This is a genomic window from Aliivibrio sp. EL58 (assembly GCF_900312675.1).
Lineage (GTDB): Bacteria > Pseudomonadota > Gammaproteobacteria > Enterobacterales > Vibrionaceae > Aliivibrio.
This window is the reverse complement of sequence record NZ_OMPC01000001.1, coordinates 612,996-638,805: the sequence shown is the minus strand read 5'-3', so window position 1 is coordinate 638,805 and position 25,810 is coordinate 612,996. Positions and strand designations below refer to the sequence as shown.

Below are 25,810 nucleotides of genomic sequence, written 5' to 3'. Positions count from 1 at the left end.
TTCATTATAGTGAATAGTAGGCGTTATAAAAAAAAATGCCAAAACTCTTTATTAATAAAGTGCACAATATCAACTTTAATTAATATTGTGCAGTTATCTCACCCATCAATAGCAAATAATAAAACACCTAGAATTGACAAGCATTAGCGATAAACTCAATGAAGGTTCTTAATCGTTTTGGCTGGTAACGGTCACGATGATAAAGAGCAGAGAAATCGACACTTGGAATTCCCCACTCTTCAAATACTTGCTCAAGCTTATTATCATCTAACTCTTGCTGGCAATAAATCAGTGGAACACGAATAATCCCATTGCCAGCTAACGCACCAGAGACCAATACTCGACCATTTTTACACTGTAAATTACCCTTCACCGTAACATCATAATGCTCTTTACTATTAAGAGATTGAAAATGCCATTTTCGTACTGAACCCGTTAAACAATAATGTTGATTCAACTCTTTTGGGTGAGTTGGCCTTCCATGTTGAGCCAAATAAGAGGGACTTGCTAGCGTTCCCATTTCAATATTCAACAGTTTTTTAGCGATAAAACCTGAGTCTTCAAGTGAGCCCATACGAAACGCAATATCAAACTCTTCTTCGATTAAATCAACACGGTTACTGCTGAAATCTAAGCTGACAGAAACATCTGGGTATTGCTGCATAAAATCATTTACTAATTCCGCAAGAAACACCTCACCTAAATAACCACCAACACAGTTTATCTTTATCTCGCCTTGTACTTTTTCTACATCATCGACGGCAGATAACAGCGCTTGATCTATAGTATGTAGGGCTTGCTCGCATTGATGATAAAAGTGCTTACCGGCCTCAGTTAAACGAAGTGTGCGTGTTGTTCGTATTAATAAGGTCACGCCCATTTGCTTTTCTAAGCTACTTATTTGGCGTGATACATGTGAACGAGAAACATCTAAGGTTTCAGCCGCTTTAGTAAAGTTGCCTAAACGAGCAATAAGAACAAAAGATCGGATATCGGTAAGGTTAATATGATTAATCATAATTTAGGCATCATAAAGTAAAGATGGCCTATTGTTGCAGTACAGCAACAGAGTTTCAAGTAAATGACTATATATCAACAATACGAGTCGCAGTAATATACCTCCATCGCAACGAAGCAGGGTTCTGCATTCGATTGTTCATTGAATTTATTGAGGAAATAGAAGATGAAAAAATTAGTTGTTATTACAGGTGCAAGTTCTGGTATTGGTGAAGCAATCGCACGTCGTTTAAGCGATGAAGGCCATCCTCTGCTTCTTCTTGCTCGTCGTGTTGACCGTCTTGAAGCGCTTAACTTACCAAACTCTCTATCAGTAAAAGTAGACGTTACAGACAAAGCGTCTTTTGATGCTGCAATCGCTCAAGGTGAAGCAAAATTCGGCCCTGTTGATGCACTAATCAACAACGCAGGCGCTATGCTTCTTGGTCAAATCGACACTCAAGACGCACAAGAGTGGAAGACCATGTTTGATGTAAACGTTATTGGCCTTCTAAATGGTATGCAAGCGGTTCTAGCGCCTATGATGGAGCGCAACACAGGTACTATCATCAACATCAGTTCTATCGCTGGTAAGAAAACATTCCCAAGCCATGCGGCTTACTGTGGTACTAAATTTGCGGTTCACGCTATCTCTGAAAATGTACGTGAAGAAGTGGCTTTATCAAACGTTCGTGTAACTACGATTGCACCGGGTGCAGTTGAAACTGAGCTTCTGTCTCATACAACTTCTCAAGAGATCAAAGACGGTTACGGCGAATGGAAAGAAAGCATGGGCGGCGTACTAGCTGCTGACGATATCGCACGCGCTGTATCTTTTGCTTACCAACAACCTCAAAACGTATGTATCCGTGAGATTGCACTTGCTCCAACAAAGCAGCAACCATAGTTGGTACTAACTACTTGATGCTATAAAAAGTAGTAAATAATAAACACAAAAAAGCCAAGCTTGGGTAACCTAATAATTGGGTTTCCTAACTTGGCTTTTTTATAGTAAAAATAACAAAATAAGTAAACCGTTATGCTACTTTTTCTTCAACCTTTTCTTCTGTATCTGGCTTGTCTGCAACGCTCATATTGCGAGTAATGTATACCGCAATAAAGAGTGCTGTTACACCACCGACCAATTTACCTAATACTACCGCAGAAATAAGCTCACTGTTTACCGCTGCAGTAAAACCTAAATGATCCCCAAAAGCAAAAGACGCACACACCGCAAAGGCAACGTTAATGATTTTTCCACGGTCATCCATATCTTTCATGATATTAAACATAGCGATACTGTTGGCGAGGGTTGCCACTAAACCAGCCGCGGCGGTTTCACCCATGCCCATAGCACGACCAAGCTGAATTAACGGCTTATTAAAGTGCTTAGTAATGAAGTGAACCATTGGGAAAGCACCTGCAAGTACAATAGCAATGGCACCGATAATTTCAATACCATCAGAGATTGGAGCCATACCTGGAATGACGACAAAACCTGTTAGTGTTTCAACTACAATTGCGGCTAAAGCTAATGTGATAATGGCAATAACGCCTTTACCAAAGATCTCAAAACCTCGGATCATAGCATCCGGTTTAAGCCATAGACCTACAGCAATTAAACCAGCCACAATAACGATAGGGATCAGGTTACCTAAGATCATTGCAAAATCGAACCCCGCAAATAATCCACCAACCAAACAACCTACTGGAATAGTCGTTAAACCAATCAACACACCACGAGCTAAAAATGGGGTATCTTCTTTATTGATGATCCCAAGAGCAACAGGAATAGTAAATACAATCGTTGGTCCCATCATTGAGCCTAAAATAAGACCAGCAAAGTTACCCGCTTCTGGTGTTTGAGCCATGCTCATCGCTAGTGGGTAACCACCCATGTCATTTGCTAATAAAGTACCAGCAAACATCGCAGGATCAGCACCTAAAGCGGTGTATAACGGCACAACAACAGGACTAAGTAAGGTTGCAAGTACAGGCGCTAAACTCACGACACCGACCATGGCTAAGGCTAATGCCCCCATTGCCATAAAGCCTTCATCGAATTTCTCTCCGTACCCCCACCTATTTCCAAGTGCTTTATCCACTGCACCAAGAACCATAAAGCCGACCATAATGTATATAATAATGTCATTCATGATATTTTTTCCCTAAAATTCTATTCACTCACTGATGAATATTCAAAGTGTTAATCACTATTAAACTAAATCGTACCTTGCAATATTTCTTTAGAAGGTTGGGCTATTACTACTTTATCCACCAACACTCCTTTTCCTTTTATTCTCTCAGCTGCGGCATCGACTGCGGCTTGCACTGACGCGACATCTCCTGTTAACGTTACAAATCCTTTGCCACCTATTGCCATTGCCATGTGAACTTCTAATAATTCAACATTAGCTGCTTTTACCGCGGCGTCTGCTGCTTCAACAATGGCAGCAACAGAGAAAGTCTCTACAATTCCTAACGCTCCGGTTTGCTCAACAATGCGAGTACCTGATATAGCAGGGAAAACATCAGGATGAACGTTAGCAATGATCAAGTCATCCACCACTTCTCCGCCACCTATTCGAAGTCCAGTTTCAACGGCAGCATTCACCGCAGCCACGTCGCCCCCTACCATGATCATGAATTTCCCAGGACAAATAGTGCGATTAAATAGAATCTCAACACTGGCTGCTTTTAGCATCGCATCAGAGACTAAAAAACCACGAGCAATAGAATTTAATTCGATACAACCTATTGAATTTAACATCACATTCTCTTTCTTAAATTCGTTCAATAACAATACTATTGCCAACAGAAACTACAGTTCCATTAACACTTGAGTGCACAGCAACACTTAACCCATCTGGTGCTGCTTGTCCTAACATTTGCCCCTTTTTAACTTCATCACCCACGCTTACCATTGCTAATGCTGGCTTACCTATATGCTGAGATAAGGGAATAGACACCTGCTTCATGAAGTTAGAGTTTTGAGATAAAGCGGCACTAAATAAGGCATCAAACTCCATGAATTCCGCTTTTGTACAGATATAATCAGTCAACTCTAAGCGACGAACCAAGCGCTTAGTTGGCACGCCTCGATACTCTCTTAATGGATGCACATCTATCGTTTTCGCTTGTAATTGAGCTGGCGTTTGTAGTTGATTATTATCTCGCAGGGTTCTTTTAGTTATGCCACAGACTCGACTTGGATCTAACCCCTCAGGGCATGACCACATCGTACATAAATTACACCCACTGCACGCTTGAGCCGCCAATGCATCAGGCAAGTTATTCACGCCAGAAACTTGCAATGAACGCATGGCCAAATGCGGTTGAATGGGGTAGCCGAGTAACCCTCTTGGACACATGGAACTGCACAAACGACATTGATCACACGCCGCTTTTCCAATACGCAATAAATCCTGTTCACTGCGTAATTTAATACGAGCGACTCGATTGTTTTTTGGCAATACTAGTAAACCACTGGAAATCTTAGTAATTGGTAAGGAAAGATCTTCTGTCACAGAGCCCATCATGGGGCCACCTTCTACAATTACGTAATCTTGGCAAGTGATCCCACCCGCTAAATCAATCGCTTCTTGGTAACTCATACCCACAGGCAACCACGCAGTGTAAGGCTTTGATACCTCTCCATGTACTGTGATCATCGTTTCAGTTGTGACGATGCCTTTTGATGCACGGTATACATTGATAAAGGATTCAATGTTATTCACCATGACACCAATATCTTTTGGTAAACCACCTGATGGAATGCGCTTACCTGTCGCTTCATAAACTAATTCAACTTCATCACCAGCAGGGTATACGTCCTCCATCAAACATAGCTCAATGGTTTCTGGTAATGAGGCTTCTAAAATAGCGATGGTATCAGCGTTTTTCTTTTTAATGCCTATCACACCACGGCTTGCACCGACTTCTTTCATCGCAAGCAGCATTCCGCCAAAAAGATCTCTTGCCCAACGCTGCATAAGAACCTGATCTTTATATAATAATGGTTCACACTCTGCGCCATTGGCTAAGATAAGATCCACCTGACAGTCTAGTTTAACGTAAGTGGGGAACCCTGCCCCACCTGCGCCAATCACACCACTGTCTTGAACCTGTTTTAACAACGGATTCATCGACTACTCCTACACTCAGTTAGAAATTGGGTTACAAGCAACATCAATCACTGCTGCTTCAAACGCTTCACAAGCCGCACGACACGCTGCTTGAGAACCCGTTAAATGACCACCACCAAAGTTAGTTTCAGAAGGTGGAGCAAATAGATTCACCAGTTTCACATCAGCCGCTTTTAATGCGGCATCTAGCCCCACCATGGCTTCAAGCGGCGGCGCAATTAAGTACGCCAGCGCTTCGCCCTTTTCAACGCCCGCTTCTTGAGATAGGAAAGTTCCAGTCGATGACACAAGATGAGCAAAATACGCAATATCGCCGTCTTCACTTGCACATTGAAAGCCCGCTTCAAATTCAATGAAGGCTTTGATTCGCTCAAGCCCAGCAATCACATCTGCAGGGTTGGTGGCAGCAATAATGCCAATCACTTCACCCGATGTTGGACCTGAAGAGTGCGCAGCACCCGCATAGAAAGATTTGGCGTAAACCACATCGACATTGGCCGCTTTTGTCGCTTCATCTAACGCACAATATGTCACATCATCACAATCAGCCGTGATTAAACCAATGCTGTTATGGTGTGCTGCTAGCCCCAATTTTTCTTTGTATACTGGGTCAACAGAAGCAATAACGCGAGTTGCTAAAACAGCGGGTTGGATCTTGTCATAAATAGCCATGTTACTCTCCTGCTAACGCTTTAAATTAATGCCGCTGGCTTTCTTCGCCAACATATCTTTTACTAGGTCAACAATCACTGCTGCCGCTTCCACTGGTGGTGTACCGCCGGCGTGAATGTTTGAAATCACAGTACGATCGGATTCCACTGTATTTTCTGTTGGATTATAAATGGCGTAACAACTAAGTGACTCTGATTGACCAAGCCCCGGACGTTCACCAATCAATAGAATGTTCACTTGTGCATTCAATAACATACCAATTTCATCTTGCGCTTTTACTCGGCCATAACGCAGGAAGAAAGGCGTACCTACATCTAACCCCGCATTTTTAAGACCATTTAGTAACGCAGGAAGAATTTCACCGTGATTACTGGTCACCGCATCTAGGCTCAATCCATCCGATAGGACCACTTGCACTTGAGGCGCTTGTTTACATTTATCTTTTATGATTAATTTTGCTTCATCATTTAACTTACGACCAAGATCTGGGCGTGTTAGATATTGGTCTTTATCTATTGCGCATGTTTGCACTTCCATCAAACCGCGCTCTTCTAACCACGAAGATTCCACGTTTTTGATTACCGTGTCTTTTGAGCGAGAGTGATCCGCCAAAAATCGCAATAACGCCACAGTACGAGGGCGAGGGCCTGCACGACCAGTCCCCATTCGGGCGTTCGTTTGGCTCATTAGATCGTCAATGATTTTTGGATCTGCAGCGTTTTGCACTCCATTCCATTTTTTAAAACGAACTTCACCAAGGTCTGGCAACGAACCCTCATCCATTGATGGGGATTGAATCGCATTAACAGAATCGTCAACAATTTTAGTAATAGTGGAAGACTGTATATTCGTTTCACCAAGTTGAGCTAATACCGTCGCTACAATGTTTTGAATATTTTGATCGTTCATTACCTATTCCTTACTTAAAGAAAATTGACGGGTCGCCCGCTTTCGATGTTAAGCGACCATTTTCCATTAATCCCATGGTTTCCATCCACGCTTCAAACTCTGGCGCTGGGCGTAAGTTCAATAGCTGACGAGCCGTTGCGGTGTCATGAAATGCCGTTGTTTGATAATTCAGCATAATGTCATCACCCAATGGCATGCCTATCACGAAGTTCACGCCGGATGCCGCTAACAATACCAATAGGTTTTCATTTGAGTTTTGGTCAGTATCTGCATGGTTGGTGTAACAGGCATCACACCCCATTGGCATGCCTGATAATTTCCCCATGAAATGATCTTCTAACCCTGCACGAATGATCTGTTGATGGTTGTATAGATACTCAGGACCGATAAAGCCAACAACGGTGTTCACCAAGTGTGGATTATAACGTTGAGCCAATGCGTAACAGCGGGCTTCCATGGTCATTTGGTCAGCGCCGTTGTGTGCATTTGCTGATAACGCAGAGCCTTGCCCCGTTTCAAAATACATCATATTATCGCCGGCTAACTTGCTGTATTGCTTACCTATTTCATATGCTTCATCCAGCATATCTACCGTAACACCGAACTCATTAAGCCCTTTCTCTGAGCCTGCAATACTTTGGAATAACAGACCCGCAGGTGCGCCTTTACGTACCGCTTCCATTTGGGTCGTAATGTGCGCTAATACACAGGGCTGCGTAGGGATATCAAACTTGGTGATCACTTCTTGAATCGAATTCAACATTTGAGTGGTGTTTTCAACGCTGTCGGTCACTGGGTTAATACCAATAACCGCATCACCACAACCAAAAGACAGCCCTTCATACGTTTGCGCTAAAATAGAACCCACATTATCACGCGTGTCGTTTGGTTGTAGACGGCAGCTAAAGCGACCCGGAAGGCCTACCGTTGCATTCGCTTTTGTGACTACGTTAAGTTTTTTACCACCATACATAAGATCACTGTTTGAGCTTAATTTAGCCGTTGCCGACACCATTTCTGCGGTTAAGCCTTTACGTAGGCGTTGGTAATCTTCTTTGGTTGGATCATCAGACAATACGTATTCACGCAGTTCACTCACCGTCCAGTTTTTAATGCTTTCAAAAACAGAGCGGTTCAAGCTGTCTTGGTTAATACGCGTAATAATGTCTGATTCGTAACTCACGACTGGGTTTTCACGTAAGTCGTTAAGTGTCATTTCAGATAATACATGTTTTGCAGCAATACGCTCTTGGGCTGTCTCTGCTGCAACCCCTGCCAATACATCACCTGATCGAAGTTCTGATGCTTTTGCTAACACATCTTTTACATCCCTAAATTGATAGCTTTGACCAAACAGGTTCGTTTTCAATTTCATAAAAATACTTCCTAATTAAGATGGAAAGGCAAGAGATTTAACGGTTAACGGTACAATCTCCCCACCGAAATAACTTTTACCAATGTCGATGTAATCCCCTTCGTGAGTGGCTACCTCGTCAATAACACTTAACGCATTTGTTGCTAATAAAGGCTGTAATTCCATGCCTACCGCTTTACCAATATCGTTATGCAGGATCACTAAAAACATCGTATGGTGATTACCATGCTTGTCATAAAATGCCGCTAATTCTCGGGCGACATGCTGCACTGCTTGATAAGTTATGGGCATGGTTTCGTCAAAAGAGATGGCGTAATGGTCATGTGATAACGCCAGATCCATTCTTTCTGCAGCAAGAACAATTTCATTACAGATCTCAGGCGTAACTTGTTGCCAATCAACCGATGGATGCACTACAGGAATGTTCTTTAAAGGCAATTCATCTGAGTTCAACCAAATCGTTGAGCCAGAGAGCGTTAATGAATAAGCACCCGCTCCAATCACTGTGGCTCTGACCGTTTGATTTGGTTTTTTTATCGTGAATTTTTCTAATTCTTGATGGCGTAATAACGCACGAGCCAGCAATGGCCCAATATCACCAAATTCCGTAATATCTTGTTCTTCTTGTTGTTGAAGATAGAAACAATCACCGACGCCACCGCTAATAAACACGGCATCAATATCGGTAATATCTTTTAGTTCTGGTGTTTGTAATAAGCGCGCGGATAACTCCGTTAACTTGCCATTCATTTGCTCGATAATTAAATCGGCCATGCGTGCCACAATACGTAATAAGTGATCACGACTGATCTGTCTTGGGTTTAACGCTTCACCAAATAAATCATTAATAACGGCAATGGCAGGCTTATGTAAGTAACTTACTTCGCCTTGTGCATTCAGCTCAACCAAGCGCCCACCAATGTTTAAGCACGCGGTATCCACTACTTTTCCGTTGTTAAACACCACATAATTTGATGTTCCACCACCAATATCAATGTTGACTACTTTCGCATGATTTTTTTCTGAAAATTCTTGAGCGCCGCTCCCTCTACCCGCAATGATCGACTCTAGATTAGGACCTGCGGTAGCGACCACAAAATCACCTAATTGATGTGATAAATCCATAATGGCATCACGTGCGTTATGGGCTTTTGCGGTTTCACCTGTGATGATGATAGCCCCCGTTTCAACCCCTTTCGCATCAAATCCTGCCTGTTCAATTTGCTGATCAATAAACTGGCGCAGTGCCACTACGTCTATCACGCCATCGTGCGCAATTGGAGTAAATGACACTGGGCTTTGGTAGCTAATTTCACGGTCAATAAACTCATACATAGGCACTTGTGACGCAGGTGCTCGGTTAACCACTGTCAGGGTAGAAAAAATAACTTGTGTTGTCGTGGTGCCAATATCAATACCTACGCTGTGAATGATTTTTCTTTCCATGATTAATCTTCCATTCTCAAGTCACCCACTAATGCTTGTTCAAGTAACGTTACAATTTGAGTTGCATTTACTTGGCGAGGCGTTCCCGCTAAACAAATGTCTGACATGGCTTGTTCTGCAATAACACTAAAATCACTTGGGTTAACATTAAACTCAGCTAATGAGCTTGGTAGCCCTAAATCCGAGATCAATTGTCTTACTTTTAGAATGGCTGCCTGACAACGCTCTCTTGGTGTCATCATGTCGCGATCAACCCCTAATGCTTTTGCAATTTCAGCGTAGGTGTTTTCACAACATAAACGGTTAAACACCATCACATAAGGCAGTAAAATGGCATTCGCCACACCATGAGGGATATGATAAAACGCCCCAACTTGATGAGAAATTGCGTGAACTAACCCAAGCCCAGCATTACTGAATGATAAACCTGCTTTATAAGCGGCAATCGCCATGCTTAAGCGCATATCCATATCGTCGCCACACCCAACCGCAGTAGGTAGCGCTTTTACTACCATCTCAATCGAGTGGTATGCATAAGCCTGAGCTAATGGATTAGAATGTCTTGAGGTATAGGCTTCAATGGCGTGCGTTAAAGTATCTATCCCTGTTGCTGCTGTGATGTGAGAAGGCACACCTAGCATTAATGCAGGATCAAGCAAGGCTAGATCTGGCACTAATGCTGGCCCCTTGATTGGCACTTTAATGTTGTTAATCACGTCTTTAATAACGGTAATATCGGTGGCTTCTGAACCAGTACCTGCAGTGGTAGGAATGGCACCTAACCCCACATGACGAGAAGCCAAACCACCTACCTTAAACTCAGTCAATGCGCCGTTATAATCGCCCAACACAGCAATCGCTTTTGCGGTGTCTAACGCTGAACCACCACCTAAACCTAAAACAAAATCAGCACCACTTTCATTTAAGATTCCGATACCTTTAGCGACCAACTCGCTGTCTGGTTCGCCTTGAATATCCGTAAATAAGGTTAACGTTAGCCCCGCTAATCGAATGGCAATTTCACAGCTTGCGGTTAACCCTAATTGCCACACCATTTTGTCGGCAACCAATAAAACATGCTTCGCCCCAAGTTCATTCAATGCCGAACCAAGTTGGTTAATACAATACGGTCCAGTTACGGTGATCGCTGGAGAGCGAAAAGTGAAACCCGTAGTAAAATGGCATTGCTGTAACGTTTGAGTCACTATGGTTGCGATCGTATTTGGAGTGAGCGTTGTCATCATTTATGCCTCTTCTTGCAAGGTCAGTCCGTAACTTGCTATCGCTAACGGCGTTAAGTACAAGGCACGAGACAATTCAATAATTTCAATGGTTGGAAAGGTGTGTTTGAAAATATCAGAAAACCCTTTTATTAAGGTGCCACCGCCCGTCAGATAAATCGCTTCAGGTTGATGGTTTTCAATGTGACCTGCCACAATGTCTGACATTTTTTCAATCACAGGTCTCACCATTGCAGCTATCATTGGATCTTCATGGCTGCGGCGTTTGCATACCTCAGCTTCTTCCATATCAACCCCTAAACCACCTGCAATCGTTAAGCTTACGTGACGACCGCCTGACGGTTCATCTAAAGATAATTGAAGCTCACCATTTTCAATAATGGCCGTCCCTGTTGTGCCTCCTCCTACGTCAACGACTGCTCCATTTTTAATATGAAGAAGTGCCGCTACGCTGCAAGGTTCATCAATTACATGACTTACTACGACACCTGAAGATTCCACTACATTGATTGAAATTCTAGGATCGGTTCCCGGAGGATAAGAGGTAATCACCTCTTTTGGTTCAATGCCTAACTTCTGTTGAACTTTGTTTAGTTGACTGCGCACAATATGACACGCACCTGCGTAATCGACGACCACGCCATCTCTTACGACATCCGCCCAATCTAGGAACGCCGCAATTGGCGTCCCTTGATCATTAATGACGACGGTTTGAATGTCTGCTGTGCCTAAATCAACGCCAATAAAGATCGTTTCTGGAGCGATAAATGGCGTTTCGTCATTCACGATATCATCAATGATCAATAGGTTTTCATTAGCTTTAGCTAGATAATCCGTCTTCATGGTTTATACAATCCTAAATGAATTTACTGCGGTACAACGACGTTTACGGGTAAAGGTCAGCGCATTAGTTACGCCTTCACCTGTTGGGGTCGAGATAGTCATAGTTGTCCAACCTTCGCCACCAGCACCAATCGCAGCAATAGCAGGACCGTTTTTCGCTAATAAACTACAATCCATTTCATATGCCATGCGTGTTAACACATCGATGTTTTTAGAGTGAATTGCTGCGGTATGACGATTTTTGTTCTCTAACTCAACCGCCCAATCAATTGCTTGATCCGCATTTGCAGCACGGATTAACGGTAAGATAGGCATCATTTGCTCTGTCACTGCAAATACGTGAGATTTCTCAGCTTCAAAAATCAACAAACGGGTCTCTTCTGGCACCTCAATACCGGCAGCGGCTGCCAACTTAGACGCATCACGACCTACCCATTGTGGGTTGGCTGATGGCTTATCGCCTGGGTAACCTTTTAGCACCACTTTAGCGATGGCTTCGGCTTCATCTAGGCTCAATAAATACGCACCATTTCGACACATTGCTGCTTTTAAATCATCAGCAATCACGTCAACGGCAATGATTTCTTTTTCTGTTGCACACACAATGTTGTTATCAAACGAGGCACCTTGAACGATAGAAACTGCCGCACGTTCAATGTCTGCTGTTTCATCAACTACTACTGGTGGATTTCCCGGACCAGCGGCAATTAATCGCTTATCAGTAACCCGGCGAGCCGCCTCAACCACAGCATCGCCACCAGTAACTACCAACAAATGTATACCAGGGTAAACAAATAGGGCTTCTGCGTTTTCCAGTGATGGTGTTTCTACTGTGGTACAAATAGCATTAGGGCCACCAACACTCTCACAAGCTCTATTGACTAATTGAATCGCATATTGAGATACTTTTTTGGCTGCGGGGTGCGGTGCAAACACAATCGCATTTCCACCCGCAATCATACTGATCGCGTTATTAATAACTGTACAGCTTGGGTTAGTACTTGGGGTCACTGAGGCAATCACCCCCCAAGGGGCATTTTCCATCAAGCTCATCCCCATATCACCCGAAGCAGCTTGAGGCGACAAAATCTCAGTACCCGGCGTACGCTGAGAAACTAAGATATGTTTTTTAATTTTGTCTTCAACACGACCGAATCCCGTTTCTTCCACTGCCATTTCCGACAGCTCTTGTGCGTATTTTTTCGCCATACGACGAATGGCAGTGATCATTTCATCACGCAACGCAACGCTTCTGATCTGTTTTTGAGCTTTTGTTGCTGCAGCAACGGCACCGTCTAAGGTTGGGAATACGCCGTAATTCCCTTTTTCCGTGTTGATTTTCTGATCCAAAGCAGTGTGAGTATTACCATTCAGCTGTAATACAATCTGCTTTACGATTTCTTCAATTTGTTTTGGATCCATGTTCACTACTCCACCGCTCTTGCTAGAGTTACTTTCCGTAACAACGCTCGCCGCCTGCGGTAACTTCATCAATAATACCAACAACACAAAGATCAACTGGAGACCCATCATTCGAGCCAGAATAAGCTGTTCTTGCTGAGCTACCAGACACCACCATTACCCATTCGCCTTCACCAGCACCGAGCTGATCCATCGCAATATGAACTTCACCTGTGGCCTTACCTTGAGGGTTAACAAACTCAACTAAACACAACTTATCCATTTGCATATTTCGACTGCGTACGGTTGCAATCACATGACCGATAACACGAGCAATTCTCATGAGATCTCCTTACTAAAAGGTATCCCCCTAGATCCACCATGAATCTAAGGGCAAGCCATTACTTTGATTTAGGGGTAATAGGGAATACTTTTTCTAAATCTTTTGATGGACGAGGAATAACATGTACCGCAACCAACTCACCTAAACGCTGAGCAACCACAGAACCCGCATCCGTTGCGGCTTTACATGACGCAACATCACCACGAATAAGGGCAACGACATAACCCGAGCCAATTTGTTGGTAACCCACCAATTCAACACGAGCAGCTTTCACCATGGCATCTGACGCTTCAATTAACGCCGTTAACCCTTTGGTTTCTAAAATACCTAATGCATCCATTTTTCTACCCTTCTCTAAAATATCTATTTTGTATTGCGAGCCGATTTAGCCGCGGTTGTTTCTTTTTCTGAGGCGATTTCTTCTAGTTTAATAGGGAAAATCGCTTCTAAATCACTGTGTGGACGAGGGATAACGTGTACTGCTACCACTTCACCTAAACGTTGCGCTGCTGCTGCACCTGCATCGGTTGCTGCTTTACATGCGGCTACGTCACCACGAACAATTGCCGACACAATGCCAGAACCAATTTGTTTGTAGCCAACTAACTCAACACGTGCCGCTTTTACCATCGCATCTGATGCTTCAATCAATGCTGTAAGACCTTTTGTTTCAATAATACCTAGAGCTTCCATTTTATTTCCTTTTAAATATCAGTCATTTAATTACTTAACATTAAAGATTAGAGGCAAGTAGTGAGATATCAACGATATCGTCAGCGCTGCACCCTCTTGATAAATCATGAACCGAACCAGCAAGCCCCTGTAGCATTGGGCCTAATGCAATGTAACCACCTAAACGCTGAGCTACTTTGTAGGCGATATTTCCCGCATTTAACGATGGGAAAATAAACACATTTGCGCTACCTTCTAATTTACTTCCCGGCATTTTTTGAGAAGCAATGGCAGGAACTATTGCTGCATCAAATTGCACTTCACCTTCAATGATCAAATTTGGCTCACGCTCTCGCACTATGTTCGTGGCTTCAATAACGTGATTAATGGTGGCATGCTGCGCACTGCCTTTGGTTGAAAAAGACAACATGGCAACACGGGGTTCAATACCGGTTAAACGGTGATAATTACGCGCGGTGTCTATAGCGATATCAGCCAATTGTTCTGCTGTAGGAAGTGGGATCACTCCCGCATCTGAAAAAGCAAACGTATTTTGACCATCCGGTGACAGCATGATAAAAAAGCTCGATACCGTGTTACTTTGTTCAGCAATACCAACACCACGTAAAGAGGCTCTAATCACATCTCCTGTTGAGGATTGATTACCCGCAATACAAATATCCGCATACCCTTGGTCCACCATCATCATGGCAAAATTCAATGGCTGTTTAAGCAAGTCAATGGCGGTCTCTCTCTCCATTGGTTTACGTTGTTTTGCTATATAACGTGCGACCATTTCATCAAAACAGCCTGCAAATTCTGGTGACAACACAGTTAAACATGGCATCGCAACACCGCTGTTATGAGCGTAATCACGCAGTAGATGCGGACTACCCAATAAAATAGGTTCCGCTAAACCTGCGCGTTTTAAATCATTCGCCGCATGCAGCAAACGAACGTCATTACAATCAGGAAAAACAATGCGCTTTGGCTGTTTTAAGCAAGCTTCTCGGCACTTATCCAATAACGTCATTTTGAAATACCTTTCAATACGATCTCATGCCCGTTCTGGTACTGCCATACCAAAATCATTACCACGTACACGGCGCTAGAAAGACGATTGAGACCTGCGATAATGTCTTCACGATTTACGCCATTGCTTGTGAGTTGCATGCTAGGATCAAGAAACGTCGTTATCGCTGTCAGTTCCAATTCACGAATTTGTGCACGTAAATAATTCAGCTCTGCCACTAATGTTCCATAATTTGCATCAGGTAGCATATGATCATGACCAAGATGCATTAATGGATTATGTGACCATTGATGAATAACGGTAGAATCAAACTCACCCAAATTAAGTTCAGGTAAGGGTTGGCTAGTGACTTCTGATTGTAAAATTTGCCCTAAATACGAACGAATATCTGCCATGAAACATTTTACTATTTCAGGTTGTTTATTCATTGCACATTGCACAACAACACAATAGCTAATACAGCTGTCTAACTTGCCTCGTAATAAAATACGAGGATGCGTTTTAGGCACAAGTACTCTGTCGTCAAGATGTGTCATTAATGACGGTTTCTCATCGACACTTGAATGGCATAACATACAGCTATTTTCAGGACGAACATTGTTGCTTTTCAGTGGGTGCACACGTTCAAATTTTGGCGTCACGGGATCAACAGATTCTGTTTCTACAAAGACTTGGCCTTTGTCATCGTGCCAACGTACCGTTATTTTTTTCTCTGTCAGCATTTGCTGAGCGGCAGGGGTAAAACGGGTGCCAATTTCTAGCTGAATTTCACCATTTTGTCGCATACCAAAATACTGCTTGAGATAATCTTCAGTAATAAAGTTAGGTATACTGCGCGTGCTCATACTTATGCCCACTCAACAGGGTAAGTGATATAAACGTAACGTACATGGGTTGGCGTACCAAACTCGACAGTGCTGTTTTTAGGGATAAAGATGATTTCACCCGGTTTCGCAATGGTTGTCCCTGATGCCGTTTTCACATGAAGTTCACCTTCAAGAACCACATTCACTTCATCATAATTTAATGTCCAAGGGAAAAATGCATTCTCCCATCCCATGTAGCCCACTCCCATGTTGCTGCCTTCTTTAGCACCAATCACATCAGTTAAGCCAATATTTTTACCCGGAGCACCGTCAAATACATCGAGTTTCACCGCATTACCGTGGATCAAAACAATGCCATCATCATTAATTTGACGAGGAGATGCTGGTAGTTGTTGGTTAAAATCAACCATTGCAGCTGTGATTAATTGCTGAATATGCGCACTTTTTTCAGCATCTACATGAGGTAATTGTGATTCAATTTCAGCCTGAATTCGTGAAGTTTGATCCTTCAAACATGTTGATTCTGATGCTTTGCATTTAGATTCAGGCACAACAGTTTCAACCACAACTGGCACTGAATCTAACAACTCTATGCCTTCAACTTTTGCCACTTCACGAGCTTCTGGGGTAATAATAAAATCTTTAATAGGTGCCACAAGGTAAGTCTTTTTATCAGACTTTGCTTGTCGAATATCCGCAGCAGAAATTAGCTGTTTCATAACGTCACTTCCTTATCCGTTTTCACAACACCACTTCAGCAACACTACTGAAGTGATAATAAATAGTGAGAAAGCTTATCTATCGAATCTTGCTCAAAAATAGAGACTTCAAAATAAGGCTCTGGAATTCTATTTTGTTTAAATAATTTTTTTGCGTGTTCTATATCTGCGTCAGATTCATCAATTTTACTAATTACGCCTATAATGTTTTTATTTGGATAAACATTTAACAACCCACTTGGCGGAGCAAACCTTTTTCCATTCGCAGGTTGTAATAGGACAATAGTTTTTATATTGCAGACGGTTGTAAGCAATGCACCATTTAAAGATCTTTTATCAATGAACTCACCAGGAGTATCAATCACTTTCCCTGGATAAAATATAGGCGCTTGTGTTTTACCAGTATTAATATCAATATTGACTAGCTTATCAACCAGAGCAGATTTACCTGCATCTACCTCTCCAATAAAAACAACATTATCTAAGTTTTTTTTCATAGATTAGGTTCTTGTTATTTGGCAAGCATTGTAAGACAAGGTTCTATTTAATACATCGCATACCGACTTCAGCGATTCCTCAACCGCTGCGACAGATCCCGTTATTACCAATGCACCGGAGAATCTATCAAGGAACCCAATATGAACGTTAGCCGATTTTGTTGCGATATCACCAGCAATTATCGATGTTTCTCCCGGAGTTAGCGTCAATATGCCAATAGCACCTTGACTCTCTACTCCAACTCTTTCACACAGTTCTTCCGTTGGATTTGCAATCAGATGCGCTAAAGTCACCTGCTTACCAGGCACAAACTCTTGAATAATTCTTTCTTTTCCAGATGTAAGATCAAGCATATAAGAGAATAATTTATAAACTGAATTTCACTCAAATCTACTCCTAAAGTATTAAGTAGGCAATCCAGCATAGTTCATTATTATTATTATTATTTATTACTTATGATCTTAATCACAAATTATTATTTAATATATTTTTCTAAAATATATTAAATTTGTCATCGCTAATTAGTAATAAACAAATTAAGTTAACATCAGACTTAATTTAAATTGAAAATAAACATATTTTAAACACACTATCAATTATAAAATAATTATTAAAAAAAAAGCCAAATAAGAAATAAATCTTATTTGGCTTTTTATATGTTAATCAATATAATTATTTTTGTTAGTAAATTATATTAATATTTATCGACGATAATTACCGCCACGGTTTTGAGAACGGGCTTGGTGCGCTGACGCTGATTTAGCTTGAGAAAGCAGAATCGATTCAACGGTCAATTCCATTGGTTCACGAGGCTCAAGACCATGAGCGAATGTGCGTGAACGTGGAGGCATTTGATATTCAAGATCAGACGCTTTAGGCATACGTTTAAAACGGTACAAATAGAAGTTTTCAACCTTCTCTCTTGCCCACTGTGTTTTCTTTAGATATTTAACACTACTCGCCATTGACGGGTTTGTGTTAAAGCAGTTTAAACGCATTGCGGTATCTAGAATTTCCCATCCGTAATGATCAACCAACTCTTGCAGTAAAATTTCTAACTTAAGACCGTGTAATGGGTTGTTCTGTTGCAGTTCAATTCTTTCTTCTTCAGTCATAACGAATTCCTAAGTTTAACTAACGCGTGAATGATTGTCTTAGAGAGACAATAATATTACCAGTAAATAGGCGGCGGATTATACAGGGTTATCACTCAAAATATAGTATTAACACATGAAAACAAATCGACACGTGTATTACCTATCCATTTTTTAAAAATAAAATACTTGCACAAATGCACATATGTGCTTATATTTGCATTTCTTTCACTTATTAGAGATTCAAATTTTGGATGCGAAACTAGCTATTGCTTTAAACGAGTTCTTTTATGTTGCTAAAGGCTTAGTCGTTATTATTGCTATTGTGTCAGTATTAACAGGCTTAATGCGCGAATATATACCTCAAGATAAGCTTCAGAAAACGTTAACTAAACATGATAAATGGGGAAGCCTATTAGGCGCCTTGTTCGGCATGTTGACACCATTTTGCAGTGCCGCTGTTGTGCCGGTCACAATGGCGATGGCATCAATGGGAGCCTCACTTGGTACCGTAATGAGCTTCATCATTTCAGCCCCACTGTGTAATTTCATTGTATTAGCGATGATTTATGCGGCATTTGGTTTTAAGATCACTGTCGTTTACTTTTTGATCACATTCACTGCCGCTGTTCTTGGTGGCTTCTTAATTTCTAGATCTCCTTGGAGAAATGAGATTAAACGTGGAGATGAATTAGAAGATACTAAAGCTAAAGGATGCAGTGGAAATAAACCCAACACTTGCGGTGCTGCGCCGTCTTCAAAATCAAGAATACGAAACGCAATGGATGGCGCATTTTCTTTATTTAAAAGAATCATTCCATACGTTCTACTGGGTGCAGCCATTAGTGGGTTCTCGGCAGCATACCTGCCAGCTGACTTAGTCGAGAAATATGTTGGTGGTGACGGATTCCAATCAATCGTTATTGCTTCACTGATTGGTATTCCACTTTACTTACGTATTGAAATGGCAATTCCTTTACTTAATGTATTGATTGCTAAAGGAATGGGACTTGGTGCTGCATTAGCATTAATTATTGGCGGTACTGGTGCCAGTTTGCCTGAAATTGCGCTAGTATCAGCAGTTCTAAAAAGAAAAGCGGTCATCGCTTTTGTGGGGATAGTATTAACTACCGCGATTGTCGGTGGTGCCATCTTCCAATACGTAATATAAACACATCGCGCCACTAATATCAGTGGCGCAATGATTAACATAAAAGGCAGTAATCATAATGGATGAAAAATATATCGATGCGTTAAAGGCATTATCGGAACCAAATAGGTTACGTTTATTTTGGTTATTCCTTCATGTCGATGAATGTATCGCAGTCGCTGAAGCGCTAGATATCATTGGTGACACTCAATACAACGTTTCTCGTAATCTGAAAATGCTGTATCGAGCAGGGTTGCTTAACCATCAAAAGAAAGGCAAATGGGTATTTTATACTTTAAAAGAACAAGCAGCTCCTCACTGTAAAGCACTGGTCGATTCGGTTCGTTTTTTACCAAAAGATGAATTTGAAGAAGTGACCAGACGTTGCGTATTACGATTATCACTTCGAGTAAATGGTGAGTGCGTATTAGGGGCAGATACTGAAACATGGCAGAAAAAATTAAATGAGTAGGTACAATAATGAAAAAGCTCACTCAAACCGAGCTTAATTATATTCTTCAACAACACTCTCTTTGGTTACAACACCAAGGGGGCGAACGTGCTGTTTTAAACAATACCGATTTAAGTCATCTTAATCTTGAAGGTGTGGTTCTACATCGCGCAAATTTGACTCGAACTAACTTCACTAACGCTAACTTATGTGGCTCAGATATGAGTGACGCTGATATTACTTATGCGATATTTAAAGAAGCCGACCTCAACAACGCAAGCTTTAGAGACGCCGATTTACGTAATGCAGATTTCAGTAATGCACAAATGTTGAATGTCGATTTATCTCGCGCTGATGTTTATCGTGCTGACTTTAATAATGCGACTCTAAGTGACGATGCATTTAATAAACCAGCAATAGGCAACACCATCATGGCATTACGAGGAACCAGTAAATCGGAGTGTCTTGCTTTTCATTAAAAGAGAGTGAATTAAGCGCAAGCCTTAAACAAAAAAACCAATCACTGCGAATAATACGACACAGTGATTGGCCAGATAGGTTATCTGAAATAGCAGTAATTAAATCGTTTGTTCTGCTGGCTTAATCTTAAATAAAATCGCGTACATTACTGGCACTACAATCAAGGTCAGAATGGTCGCAAAACCTAAACCCGCCATGATAGTGATTGCCATTGAGCTAAAGAAGGCATCAAACAATAATGGGATAAGCCCTAGTATTGTCGTTAACGCCGCCATACTCACAGGGCGCACACGACTGACCGCACTGTCCACTATCGCAATGTACGGGTCTTTACCTGATGACAATTCAATGTTGATTTGATCAAGCAAGACAATCCCGTTTTTCAAAATCATACCGCTTAAACTTAATAAACCTAAGAACGCGGTAAAGCTAAACGGCATGTTGGTACTTAACAAACCAAACGCGACACCAATGATAGAAAGCGGAACCGTAAACCAAATCACTAACGGCTTTTTAAACGAGTTAAATAGCAACATTGTGATGATAAACATGAACAAGTAACCCATTGGCAGCGAACCAAATAGAGACTCTTGTGCATCTTTTGATGATTCATATTCGCCACCCCAGGTAATTTCATACCCTTCAGGTAACGGCATTTCCAACACTTTTGGTTGAACACGCGCTAACAAACTTGCAGGTGTATCATCACTCAATAAATCGTGATCGGCCATTACCGTAATGGTGCGTTTTCTATCGCGACGCTGGATAAGAGGCTCACTCCAATCTAGGTTCACACCATCAATCACTTGGTCTACTGGAATGTAGCTTTGTAGTGATGGACTCCAGATCTTCACGTTTTGCAGTGATTCAAAATCCACACGCTCTACTTCTGGCAAACGCGCCACAATTGGTAGAGTATGTGTGCCATCACGCAGCATTCCTAATGTATTACCACCAAATGCCATTTGCAGCGTATTTGATAAATCTTCTTTTGAGATCCCTAAACGACGCGCTTTTGATTCATTAAACTCAGGCGTTAACTCTTTAGTACGTTCACGCCAATCATGTCGAATGTTTCTTGAGCCTGAATCTGTCGCAAGAATATCTTCAACATCGGTCGCTAAATCACGCAGAATTTGAGGATCAGGCCCTGAAATACGAACTTCGATCTTAGATGCAGGAGAAGGGCCAAATTCCATCATTTTGAATTGGAAGGTAGGCTTCTCAAAGCGCTTATCTAATGAGTTGGTTAAGTTTTCTAACAAGCTAAACATTGATTCACGATCTGTGGTTCTGATCTGAAATTGCGCATACGCTTCATAGCTTTTTTCTGGTTGGTAAGTTAGCGCAAAACGCTGCATACCTTGACCAATCGAGGCTGAGACAAACTCAATATTGTCTTGCTTATTAATGTAGCTCTCAACCGCTTCTGATTGCTTAATTGTCTCACGAATATCAGTGCCTTCTGGCATCCACATATCCACGTAAAACATTGGCGTATTTGATGCTGGGAAGAATTGCTGCTTCACATTACCAAACGCCATTACCGCAACGACAAGTAAGCCCACTAGCGAAACAACCGTTACCCAACGGAAACGTAAAGCCAACTTAAGAGATGAACCAAACGCAGTAAATAAGAACCCTTTGTAAGCGTCTTCTTCTTCACCTGTGTTTTTATCTTCTTCTTTCAATAGCAAGTCAGCTAAGAATGGGGTGATTGTAATAGCCGTTACCCAACTTAAAAACAGTGAGTAACACAACACCCAATACAAGTCGCCCATGAACTCGCCAGTAGCATCTTCAGACAGACCAATCGGAGCAAATGCGGCAATCGCTATTACTGTTGCGCCCAATAAAGGCCATTGTGTTTGTTTTACAATGTCCGCTGCTGCTTGAACCTTGGTGCGTCCTTTTTTAAGACCAACTAAAATCCCCTCAACCACTACAATGGCATTATCTACTAGCATCCCTAGCGCAATAATTAATGCACCCAATGAGATACGGTGAAGGTCAATGTTGTTGTAGCTCATTAAGATAAACGTGCCGAATACGGTCAGTAGTAACACCACACCAATAATTAGGCCGCTTCGCATACCCATAGCGAACAGTAGAACCACAATAACAATCGCGACCGCTTCACCTAAGCTGATGATAAAATCACGAACTGACGTATCGACTTCTTGCGCTTGGTTATAGAAATAACTCAGCTCAAGTCCCGCAGGTTTGATCGATTCTAGATAAGCTAATTCGTCTTGTACACGTTGACCAACTTCAACCACGTTTACACCAGAAGCGAACGATAAACCGATATTTAACGCATCTTTCCCGTTAAATCGGATCACATTGCTTGGTTTCTCTTGCGTGCCACGGCTAATGGTTGCGACGTCTTTTAAACGAATTAGATTACCCGTATCACGACCATGAATAATCAAGTCTTCTAACGATTCAATCGTGGTTAACGTACCGCTTGGACGAATGGTTAAGCTCTCGCCATTCACCAATACTTCACCCGCCTGAACCACGTTATTTTGTTGGTTTAATAGGCCAGCCACGGTGTTCATGTCTAGGTTCAGTGCGGCTAAACGATCGAGTGATATTTCAACAAACAGCATTTCTTGTTGATCGCCCGCGATAGAGACTTTACCTACCCCATCAATCAACTCTAATTCACGCGTTAATGTATCGGCATAACGTTTTAACTCTACATAGTTATAATCGTCACCCGTCAGCATCATCATTACACCAAACACGTCACCAAAATCATCAATGATCTGTAAAGATTGAACCCCTTGAGGCAAAGTTGGTTTCAAATCATTAATTTTACGACGCATTTCATCCCAGATCTGTGGCAACTCATCTGGACCGTAATCCATCTTCATACTCACCATGATCTGCGACATCCCATTAGACGACGTCGATGTGATTTTATCTATATAAGGTAATTTACGGATCGCTTTTTCTAACGGGTACGTTAACTCTTCTTCAACTTCTTTTGAGGTAGCCCCCGGATAAGTCGAGATGATCATCGCATCTTTAATCGTAAAAGCTGGGTCTTCTAAACGGCCTAAATCTAAAAATGAGGTGATACCACCAATGGTTAAAATAACAATGAATAGCCAGCTAATGACTTTGTTTTTTATTGAATATTCAGCAATGTTCATTATTGTTGATTCTCCACTAACGTTACCTTTTTACCTTCACGTAATTTTCGTAAACTTGAGTTGGCAAGAACATCACCTTGAGTAATGCCAGAAGCCACAATTGCCCCTTCACCGTTAATTTGGCGAATGGTTACTGGCACTTTAACCGCTTGCCCATCACGTATGATCCACACATAAAACAGACCTGCTTTTTGACCCGCTTGCAATACCGTCACTGGAACATGGTAGCCATCAATTGAGGTGATCCCGGCTTCTACCATGTCCACATTCACAGTGGCACTGGTACCAGGCAAAATCTCAGTACTCGGTTGAGGCATGGTTAAGTACATCTCATAGGTTTGAGTTTGAGCATTTGGCTCACTAGTGTGCTCTAAGTACTCCATAGAATAAGAATCGGATAAACCTACAAATGTGGTCACCGGATGGTAAGAGTCTCGATTGGTTTCAGGATTTATCATGGCTAACACGTTATCTGCAAGATCAATACGCACGTACACTTTATCGTTTTGATACAAATTCAGAATTGGCTCGCCTGCCGCTGCACGTTCAAACTGCTCTTTATAAACATCAAGCACTTTGCCGCTAAATGGCGCAACAAGATGAGTATAAGTTAATTGGTTTTTTGCTGAACGATACGTCGCTTGAGCCAGTTCTCTATTCGCAAATAACTCATCAAGTTCCGCTTTTGAAATCATAGCGCGACGATTCAATTCTTTACCGCGTTGGTACTGTTTTGACGCTAACGAATACTGTGCTTTAGCATCATTAACCGCTTGTTTTACCTTGCTATCTTCTAGTTTTGCAATGAGTTGGCCTTGTTTAACCACATCTCCGGCTTTAACTAAGACCTCTTGGATCTCACCTGTTACTCGAAACGCAATAGGGGTTTGCTCAGCAGGAACCACTTGGCCTTTAAAAGAGCGAAATTGTTGGGTCACAGGTGTACCAACTGTAAAGCCAGATATATAAAATGGCTCACTGGTTTCTGTTACTACTTCTTCTTGGCAACCCGTTAACATAAAAAGGCTCAGAACCAATAATGAATATAATGAACGCTTCATTAGATACCTTCCTCACGTTGCCATGCTTTTACTGTTTGACCTTCAACAAGGCTATCAACGCCGGCAATCACAACATAGTCATTTGCATTTAAACCAGATATCACCAACCCTTGCTCGTTTAACGGTAACGTCGCTTTAGTAACCGTATTTGTTTCATCATTCATTAACCACACTTGCCCTTGATTGGTGTTTTTATTTACCCACGCACTTTGGGGAAGTTGCAAATAATCAGAGCTTTTCTGTTTTGGAATATGAACTTGTCCCGTCATGCCCGTTAATAAATTACGCCCTTCTGGCAAAGCCATCGTTACAATCGCTTCATAACTATTCGTGTCTAAATTAGGCTGCGTTGAGATCTCTTTAAATCTACCTTGAATTTGATTGTTAGGCTCATTATCCATGGTTACCCACATATCACTGCTGATTAATGCCGGAATAGAAACTGAATCTACATAGCTAATAGGTAAGGTTACCGACACATCCAATGTTGAGTTATCAATCAAATTTAAAATCTCTTGTTTCTCACCCACAATTTGATGTGGTTTTACGTAGGTATACGAAATAATGCCAGAGAACGGCGCATGAATTTCGGTATAACTTAAATCCGTTTTTGCTTGTTCGTAATTTGCCAATGCCGCTTGATATTGCGTCTCACGCTGATCGTAATCATTGGTACTAATAAGCTTCTTACCGTACAAACTTTTAGCGCGACTCCATTGTGTCTTCGCTAGTGAGAACTGTGCTTTCGCTGCATCCAATGCCAGTTGTAAATCGTTTGGATCTAGTGATGCCAATAATTCACCTTTAGTTACCGCTTGTCCCATTTTAACTTTGATATCAGAGACTTCACCACCTACTTGAAATGACAATTGTGCTCGATATGTCGCATCAATACGCGCAAGAAACGCATCAGAATCAGCAACAGCGAGATCTTTTACCGACAATAGTTTTACAGGCTTAATTGTCATATCTGTTGTTTCAGATATCGCTTTTTCACAACCAGTTAGCATTCCTGACAGACTTAATGCCATTACAGCACCTAGGAATGTGCGCTTTATATTTAGTTTTCGCACAAGTATCTCCACTCATATTATTTATTACACACCTGTGCAGTATAGTTTTAATTTGAAGTAGATCAATATATTTTACACCCGTGCAGTAAAATAGTTGAAAAGTGCATTTTTAAGTACGCGTTAGGCGCTGAACTTGGTATGCTTAGGCCATCAATACGCATTCGGCTGTTCAGAAATCAAAGCGATTAGCAACACTTAATACGTATATATTGGTAATTAA

At 41.7% G+C, this 25,810-nt stretch carries 27 protein-coding genes; 4 read left to right on the top strand and 23 right to left on the bottom strand.

Annotated features, from left to right (window positions below):
- Window positions 1-127 precede the first annotated feature (127 nt).
- The gene (locus ED622_RS02710; RefSeq protein ID WP_162922431.1) at window positions 128-1,018 is read right to left on the bottom strand and encodes a LysR family transcriptional regulator; all 891 of its coding nucleotides are present in this window, start codon (window positions 1,016-1,018) and stop codon (window positions 128-130) included.
- Window positions 1,019-1,183: 165 nt separating this feature from the next.
- Between ED622_RS02710 and ED622_RS02705 the strand changes: the two genes are divergently transcribed.
- Window positions 1,184-1,903 carry an SDR family oxidoreductase gene (locus ED622_RS02705; RefSeq protein WP_122032420.1) on the top strand — a complete coding sequence of 240 codons (720 nt, stop codon included), beginning with the start codon at window positions 1,184-1,186 and terminating at the stop codon, window positions 1,901-1,903.
- Window positions 1,904-2,033: 130 nt separating this feature from the next.
- On the opposite strand, the gene eutH is transcribed toward ED622_RS02705, so the two are convergent.
- The 19 genes from eutH to ED622_RS02610 form a co-directional block, all read right to left on the bottom strand.
- On the bottom strand, window positions 2,034-3,152 hold the full coding sequence (gene eutH, locus ED622_RS02700) for an ethanolamine utilization protein EutH (protein ID WP_122032419.1): 1,119 nt from the start codon (window positions 3,150-3,152) through the stop codon (window positions 2,034-2,036).
- A gap of 65 nt (window positions 3,153-3,217) precedes the next feature.
- Entirely contained in the window at window positions 3,218-3,766 is a 549-nt protein-coding gene (locus ED622_RS02695) for a BMC domain-containing protein (RefSeq protein WP_122032418.1), read from the bottom strand.
- A 13-nt stretch (window positions 3,767-3,779) separates the two neighbouring features.
- Window positions 3,780-5,141: a 4Fe-4S dicluster domain-containing protein gene (locus ED622_RS02690; protein ID WP_122032417.1), complete on the bottom strand. Its 1,362-nt coding sequence runs from the start codon at window positions 5,139-5,141 to the stop codon at window positions 3,780-3,782.
- Between the two features lie 15 nt (window positions 5,142-5,156).
- The gene (gene eutL, locus ED622_RS02685) at window positions 5,157-5,813 is read right to left on the bottom strand and encodes an ethanolamine utilization microcompartment protein EutL (RefSeq protein ID WP_122032416.1); all 657 of its coding nucleotides are present in this window, start codon (window positions 5,811-5,813) and stop codon (window positions 5,157-5,159) included.
- Between the two features lie 12 nt (window positions 5,814-5,825).
- On the bottom strand, window positions 5,826-6,722 hold the full coding sequence (gene eutC / locus ED622_RS02680) for an ethanolamine ammonia-lyase subunit EutC (protein WP_122032415.1): 897 nt from the start codon (window positions 6,720-6,722) through the stop codon (window positions 5,826-5,828).
- 10 nt (window positions 6,723-6,732) lie between these two features.
- Window positions 6,733-8,097, bottom strand: a complete 1,365-nt coding sequence (locus ED622_RS02675; protein WP_122032414.1) for an ethanolamine ammonia-lyase subunit EutB — start codon at window positions 8,095-8,097, stop codon at window positions 6,733-6,735.
- Window positions 8,098-8,112: 15 nt separating this feature from the next.
- Window positions 8,113-9,543 (bottom strand): ethanolamine ammonia-lyase reactivating factor EutA, encoded by a 1,431-nt coding sequence (locus ED622_RS02670; RefSeq protein WP_122032413.1) that lies wholly within the window; start codon window positions 9,541-9,543, stop codon window positions 8,113-8,115.
- Between the two features lie 2 nt (window positions 9,544-9,545).
- A complete protein-coding gene (locus tag ED622_RS02665; protein WP_122032412.1) occupies window positions 9,546-10,787 on the bottom strand; it encodes an iron-containing alcohol dehydrogenase family protein in 1,242 nt (413 codons plus the stop codon).
- Window positions 10,788-11,627 carry an ethanolamine utilization protein EutJ gene (gene eutJ / locus ED622_RS02660; protein WP_122032411.1) on the bottom strand — a complete coding sequence of 280 codons (840 nt, stop codon included), beginning with the start codon at window positions 11,625-11,627 and terminating at the stop codon, window positions 10,788-10,790. It abuts the gene before it with no gap.
- A 3-nt stretch (window positions 11,628-11,630) separates the two neighbouring features.
- The gene (locus ED622_RS02655) at window positions 11,631-13,049 is read right to left on the bottom strand and encodes an aldehyde dehydrogenase family protein (protein ID WP_122032410.1); all 1,419 of its coding nucleotides are present in this window, start codon (window positions 13,047-13,049) and stop codon (window positions 11,631-11,633) included.
- 28 nt (window positions 13,050-13,077) lie between these two features.
- A complete protein-coding gene (locus ED622_RS02650) occupies window positions 13,078-13,371 on the bottom strand; it encodes a EutN/CcmL family microcompartment protein (protein WP_122032409.1) in 294 nt (97 codons plus the stop codon).
- A 58-nt stretch (window positions 13,372-13,429) separates the two neighbouring features.
- Complete coding sequence (eutM, locus tag ED622_RS02645) at window positions 13,430-13,711, bottom strand: ethanolamine utilization microcompartment protein EutM (RefSeq protein ID WP_122032408.1); 282 nt, start codon at window positions 13,709-13,711, stop codon at window positions 13,430-13,432.
- A gap of 23 nt (window positions 13,712-13,734) precedes the next feature.
- Entirely contained in the window at window positions 13,735-14,064 is a 330-nt protein-coding gene (eutM, locus tag ED622_RS02640; RefSeq protein WP_122032407.1) for an ethanolamine utilization microcompartment protein EutM, read from the bottom strand.
- A 40-nt stretch (window positions 14,065-14,104) separates the two neighbouring features.
- Window positions 14,105-15,076: a phosphate acetyltransferase gene (pta, locus tag ED622_RS02635; RefSeq protein ID WP_122032406.1), complete on the bottom strand. Its 972-nt coding sequence runs from the start codon at window positions 15,074-15,076 to the stop codon at window positions 14,105-14,107.
- Complete coding sequence (eutT, locus tag ED622_RS02630; protein WP_122032405.1) at window positions 15,073-15,921, bottom strand: ethanolamine utilization cob(I)yrinic acid a,c-diamide adenosyltransferase EutT; 849 nt, start codon at window positions 15,919-15,921, stop codon at window positions 15,073-15,075. The genes pta and eutT overlap by 4 nt, the downstream gene beginning before the upstream one ends.
- Before the next feature lie 2 nt (window positions 15,922-15,923).
- Complete coding sequence (gene eutQ / locus ED622_RS02625; protein WP_122032404.1) at window positions 15,924-16,622, bottom strand: ethanolamine utilization acetate kinase EutQ; 699 nt, start codon at window positions 16,620-16,622, stop codon at window positions 15,924-15,926.
- Window positions 16,623-16,666: 44 nt separating this feature from the next.
- On the bottom strand, window positions 16,667-17,119 hold the full coding sequence (locus tag ED622_RS02620) for a EutP/PduV family microcompartment system protein (protein ID WP_122032403.1): 453 nt from the start codon (window positions 17,117-17,119) through the stop codon (window positions 16,667-16,669).
- Window positions 17,120-17,122: 3 nt separating this feature from the next.
- Window positions 17,123-17,473 (bottom strand): ethanolamine utilization microcompartment protein EutS, encoded by a 351-nt coding sequence (eutS, locus tag ED622_RS02615; RefSeq protein ID WP_122032402.1) that lies wholly within the window; start codon window positions 17,471-17,473, stop codon window positions 17,123-17,125.
- 348 nt (window positions 17,474-17,821) lie between these two features.
- Window positions 17,822-18,235 carry a VF530 family DNA-binding protein gene (locus tag ED622_RS02610; protein ID WP_045103503.1) on the bottom strand — a complete coding sequence of 138 codons (414 nt, stop codon included), beginning with the start codon at window positions 18,233-18,235 and terminating at the stop codon, window positions 17,822-17,824.
- Between the two features lie 229 nt (window positions 18,236-18,464).
- On the opposite strand from ED622_RS02610, the gene ED622_RS02605 reads away from it, so the two are divergent.
- From ED622_RS02605 to ED622_RS02595, 3 genes are read left to right on the top strand one after another with little or no spacing between them, the layout of a single operon-like run.
- Window positions 18,465-19,385: a permease gene (locus tag ED622_RS02605; RefSeq protein WP_162922430.1), complete on the top strand. Its 921-nt coding sequence runs from the start codon at window positions 18,465-18,467 to the stop codon at window positions 19,383-19,385.
- A gap of 55 nt (window positions 19,386-19,440) precedes the next feature.
- Window positions 19,441-19,836, top strand: a complete 396-nt coding sequence (locus ED622_RS02600; RefSeq protein WP_122032400.1) for a metalloregulator ArsR/SmtB family transcription factor — start codon at window positions 19,441-19,443, stop codon at window positions 19,834-19,836.
- Window positions 19,837-19,844: 8 nt separating this feature from the next.
- Window positions 19,845-20,294: a pentapeptide repeat-containing protein gene (locus ED622_RS02595; protein ID WP_162922429.1), complete on the top strand. Its 450-nt coding sequence runs from the start codon at window positions 19,845-19,847 to the stop codon at window positions 20,292-20,294.
- Between the two features lie 99 nt (window positions 20,295-20,393).
- Here ED622_RS02595 and ED622_RS02590 read toward each other — a convergent pair whose 3' ends face one another.
- The 3 genes from ED622_RS02590 to ED622_RS02580 are packed head-to-tail and all read right to left on the bottom strand — an operon-like array spanning window position 20,394 to window position 25,590.
- A complete protein-coding gene (locus ED622_RS02590; protein ID WP_122032398.1) occupies window positions 20,394-23,456 on the bottom strand; it encodes an efflux RND transporter permease subunit in 3,063 nt (1,020 codons plus the stop codon).
- Window positions 23,456-24,517 (bottom strand): efflux RND transporter periplasmic adaptor subunit, encoded by a 1,062-nt coding sequence (locus ED622_RS02585; RefSeq protein WP_122032397.1) that lies wholly within the window; start codon window positions 24,515-24,517, stop codon window positions 23,456-23,458. The genes ED622_RS02590 and ED622_RS02585 overlap by 1 nt, the downstream gene beginning before the upstream one ends.
- Window positions 24,517-25,590 carry an efflux RND transporter periplasmic adaptor subunit gene (locus tag ED622_RS02580; RefSeq protein ID WP_122032396.1) on the bottom strand — a complete coding sequence of 358 codons (1,074 nt, stop codon included), beginning with the start codon at window positions 25,588-25,590 and terminating at the stop codon, window positions 24,517-24,519. The genes ED622_RS02585 and ED622_RS02580 overlap by 1 nt, the downstream gene beginning before the upstream one ends.
- Between the last annotated feature and the right edge of the window lie 220 nt (window positions 25,591-25,810).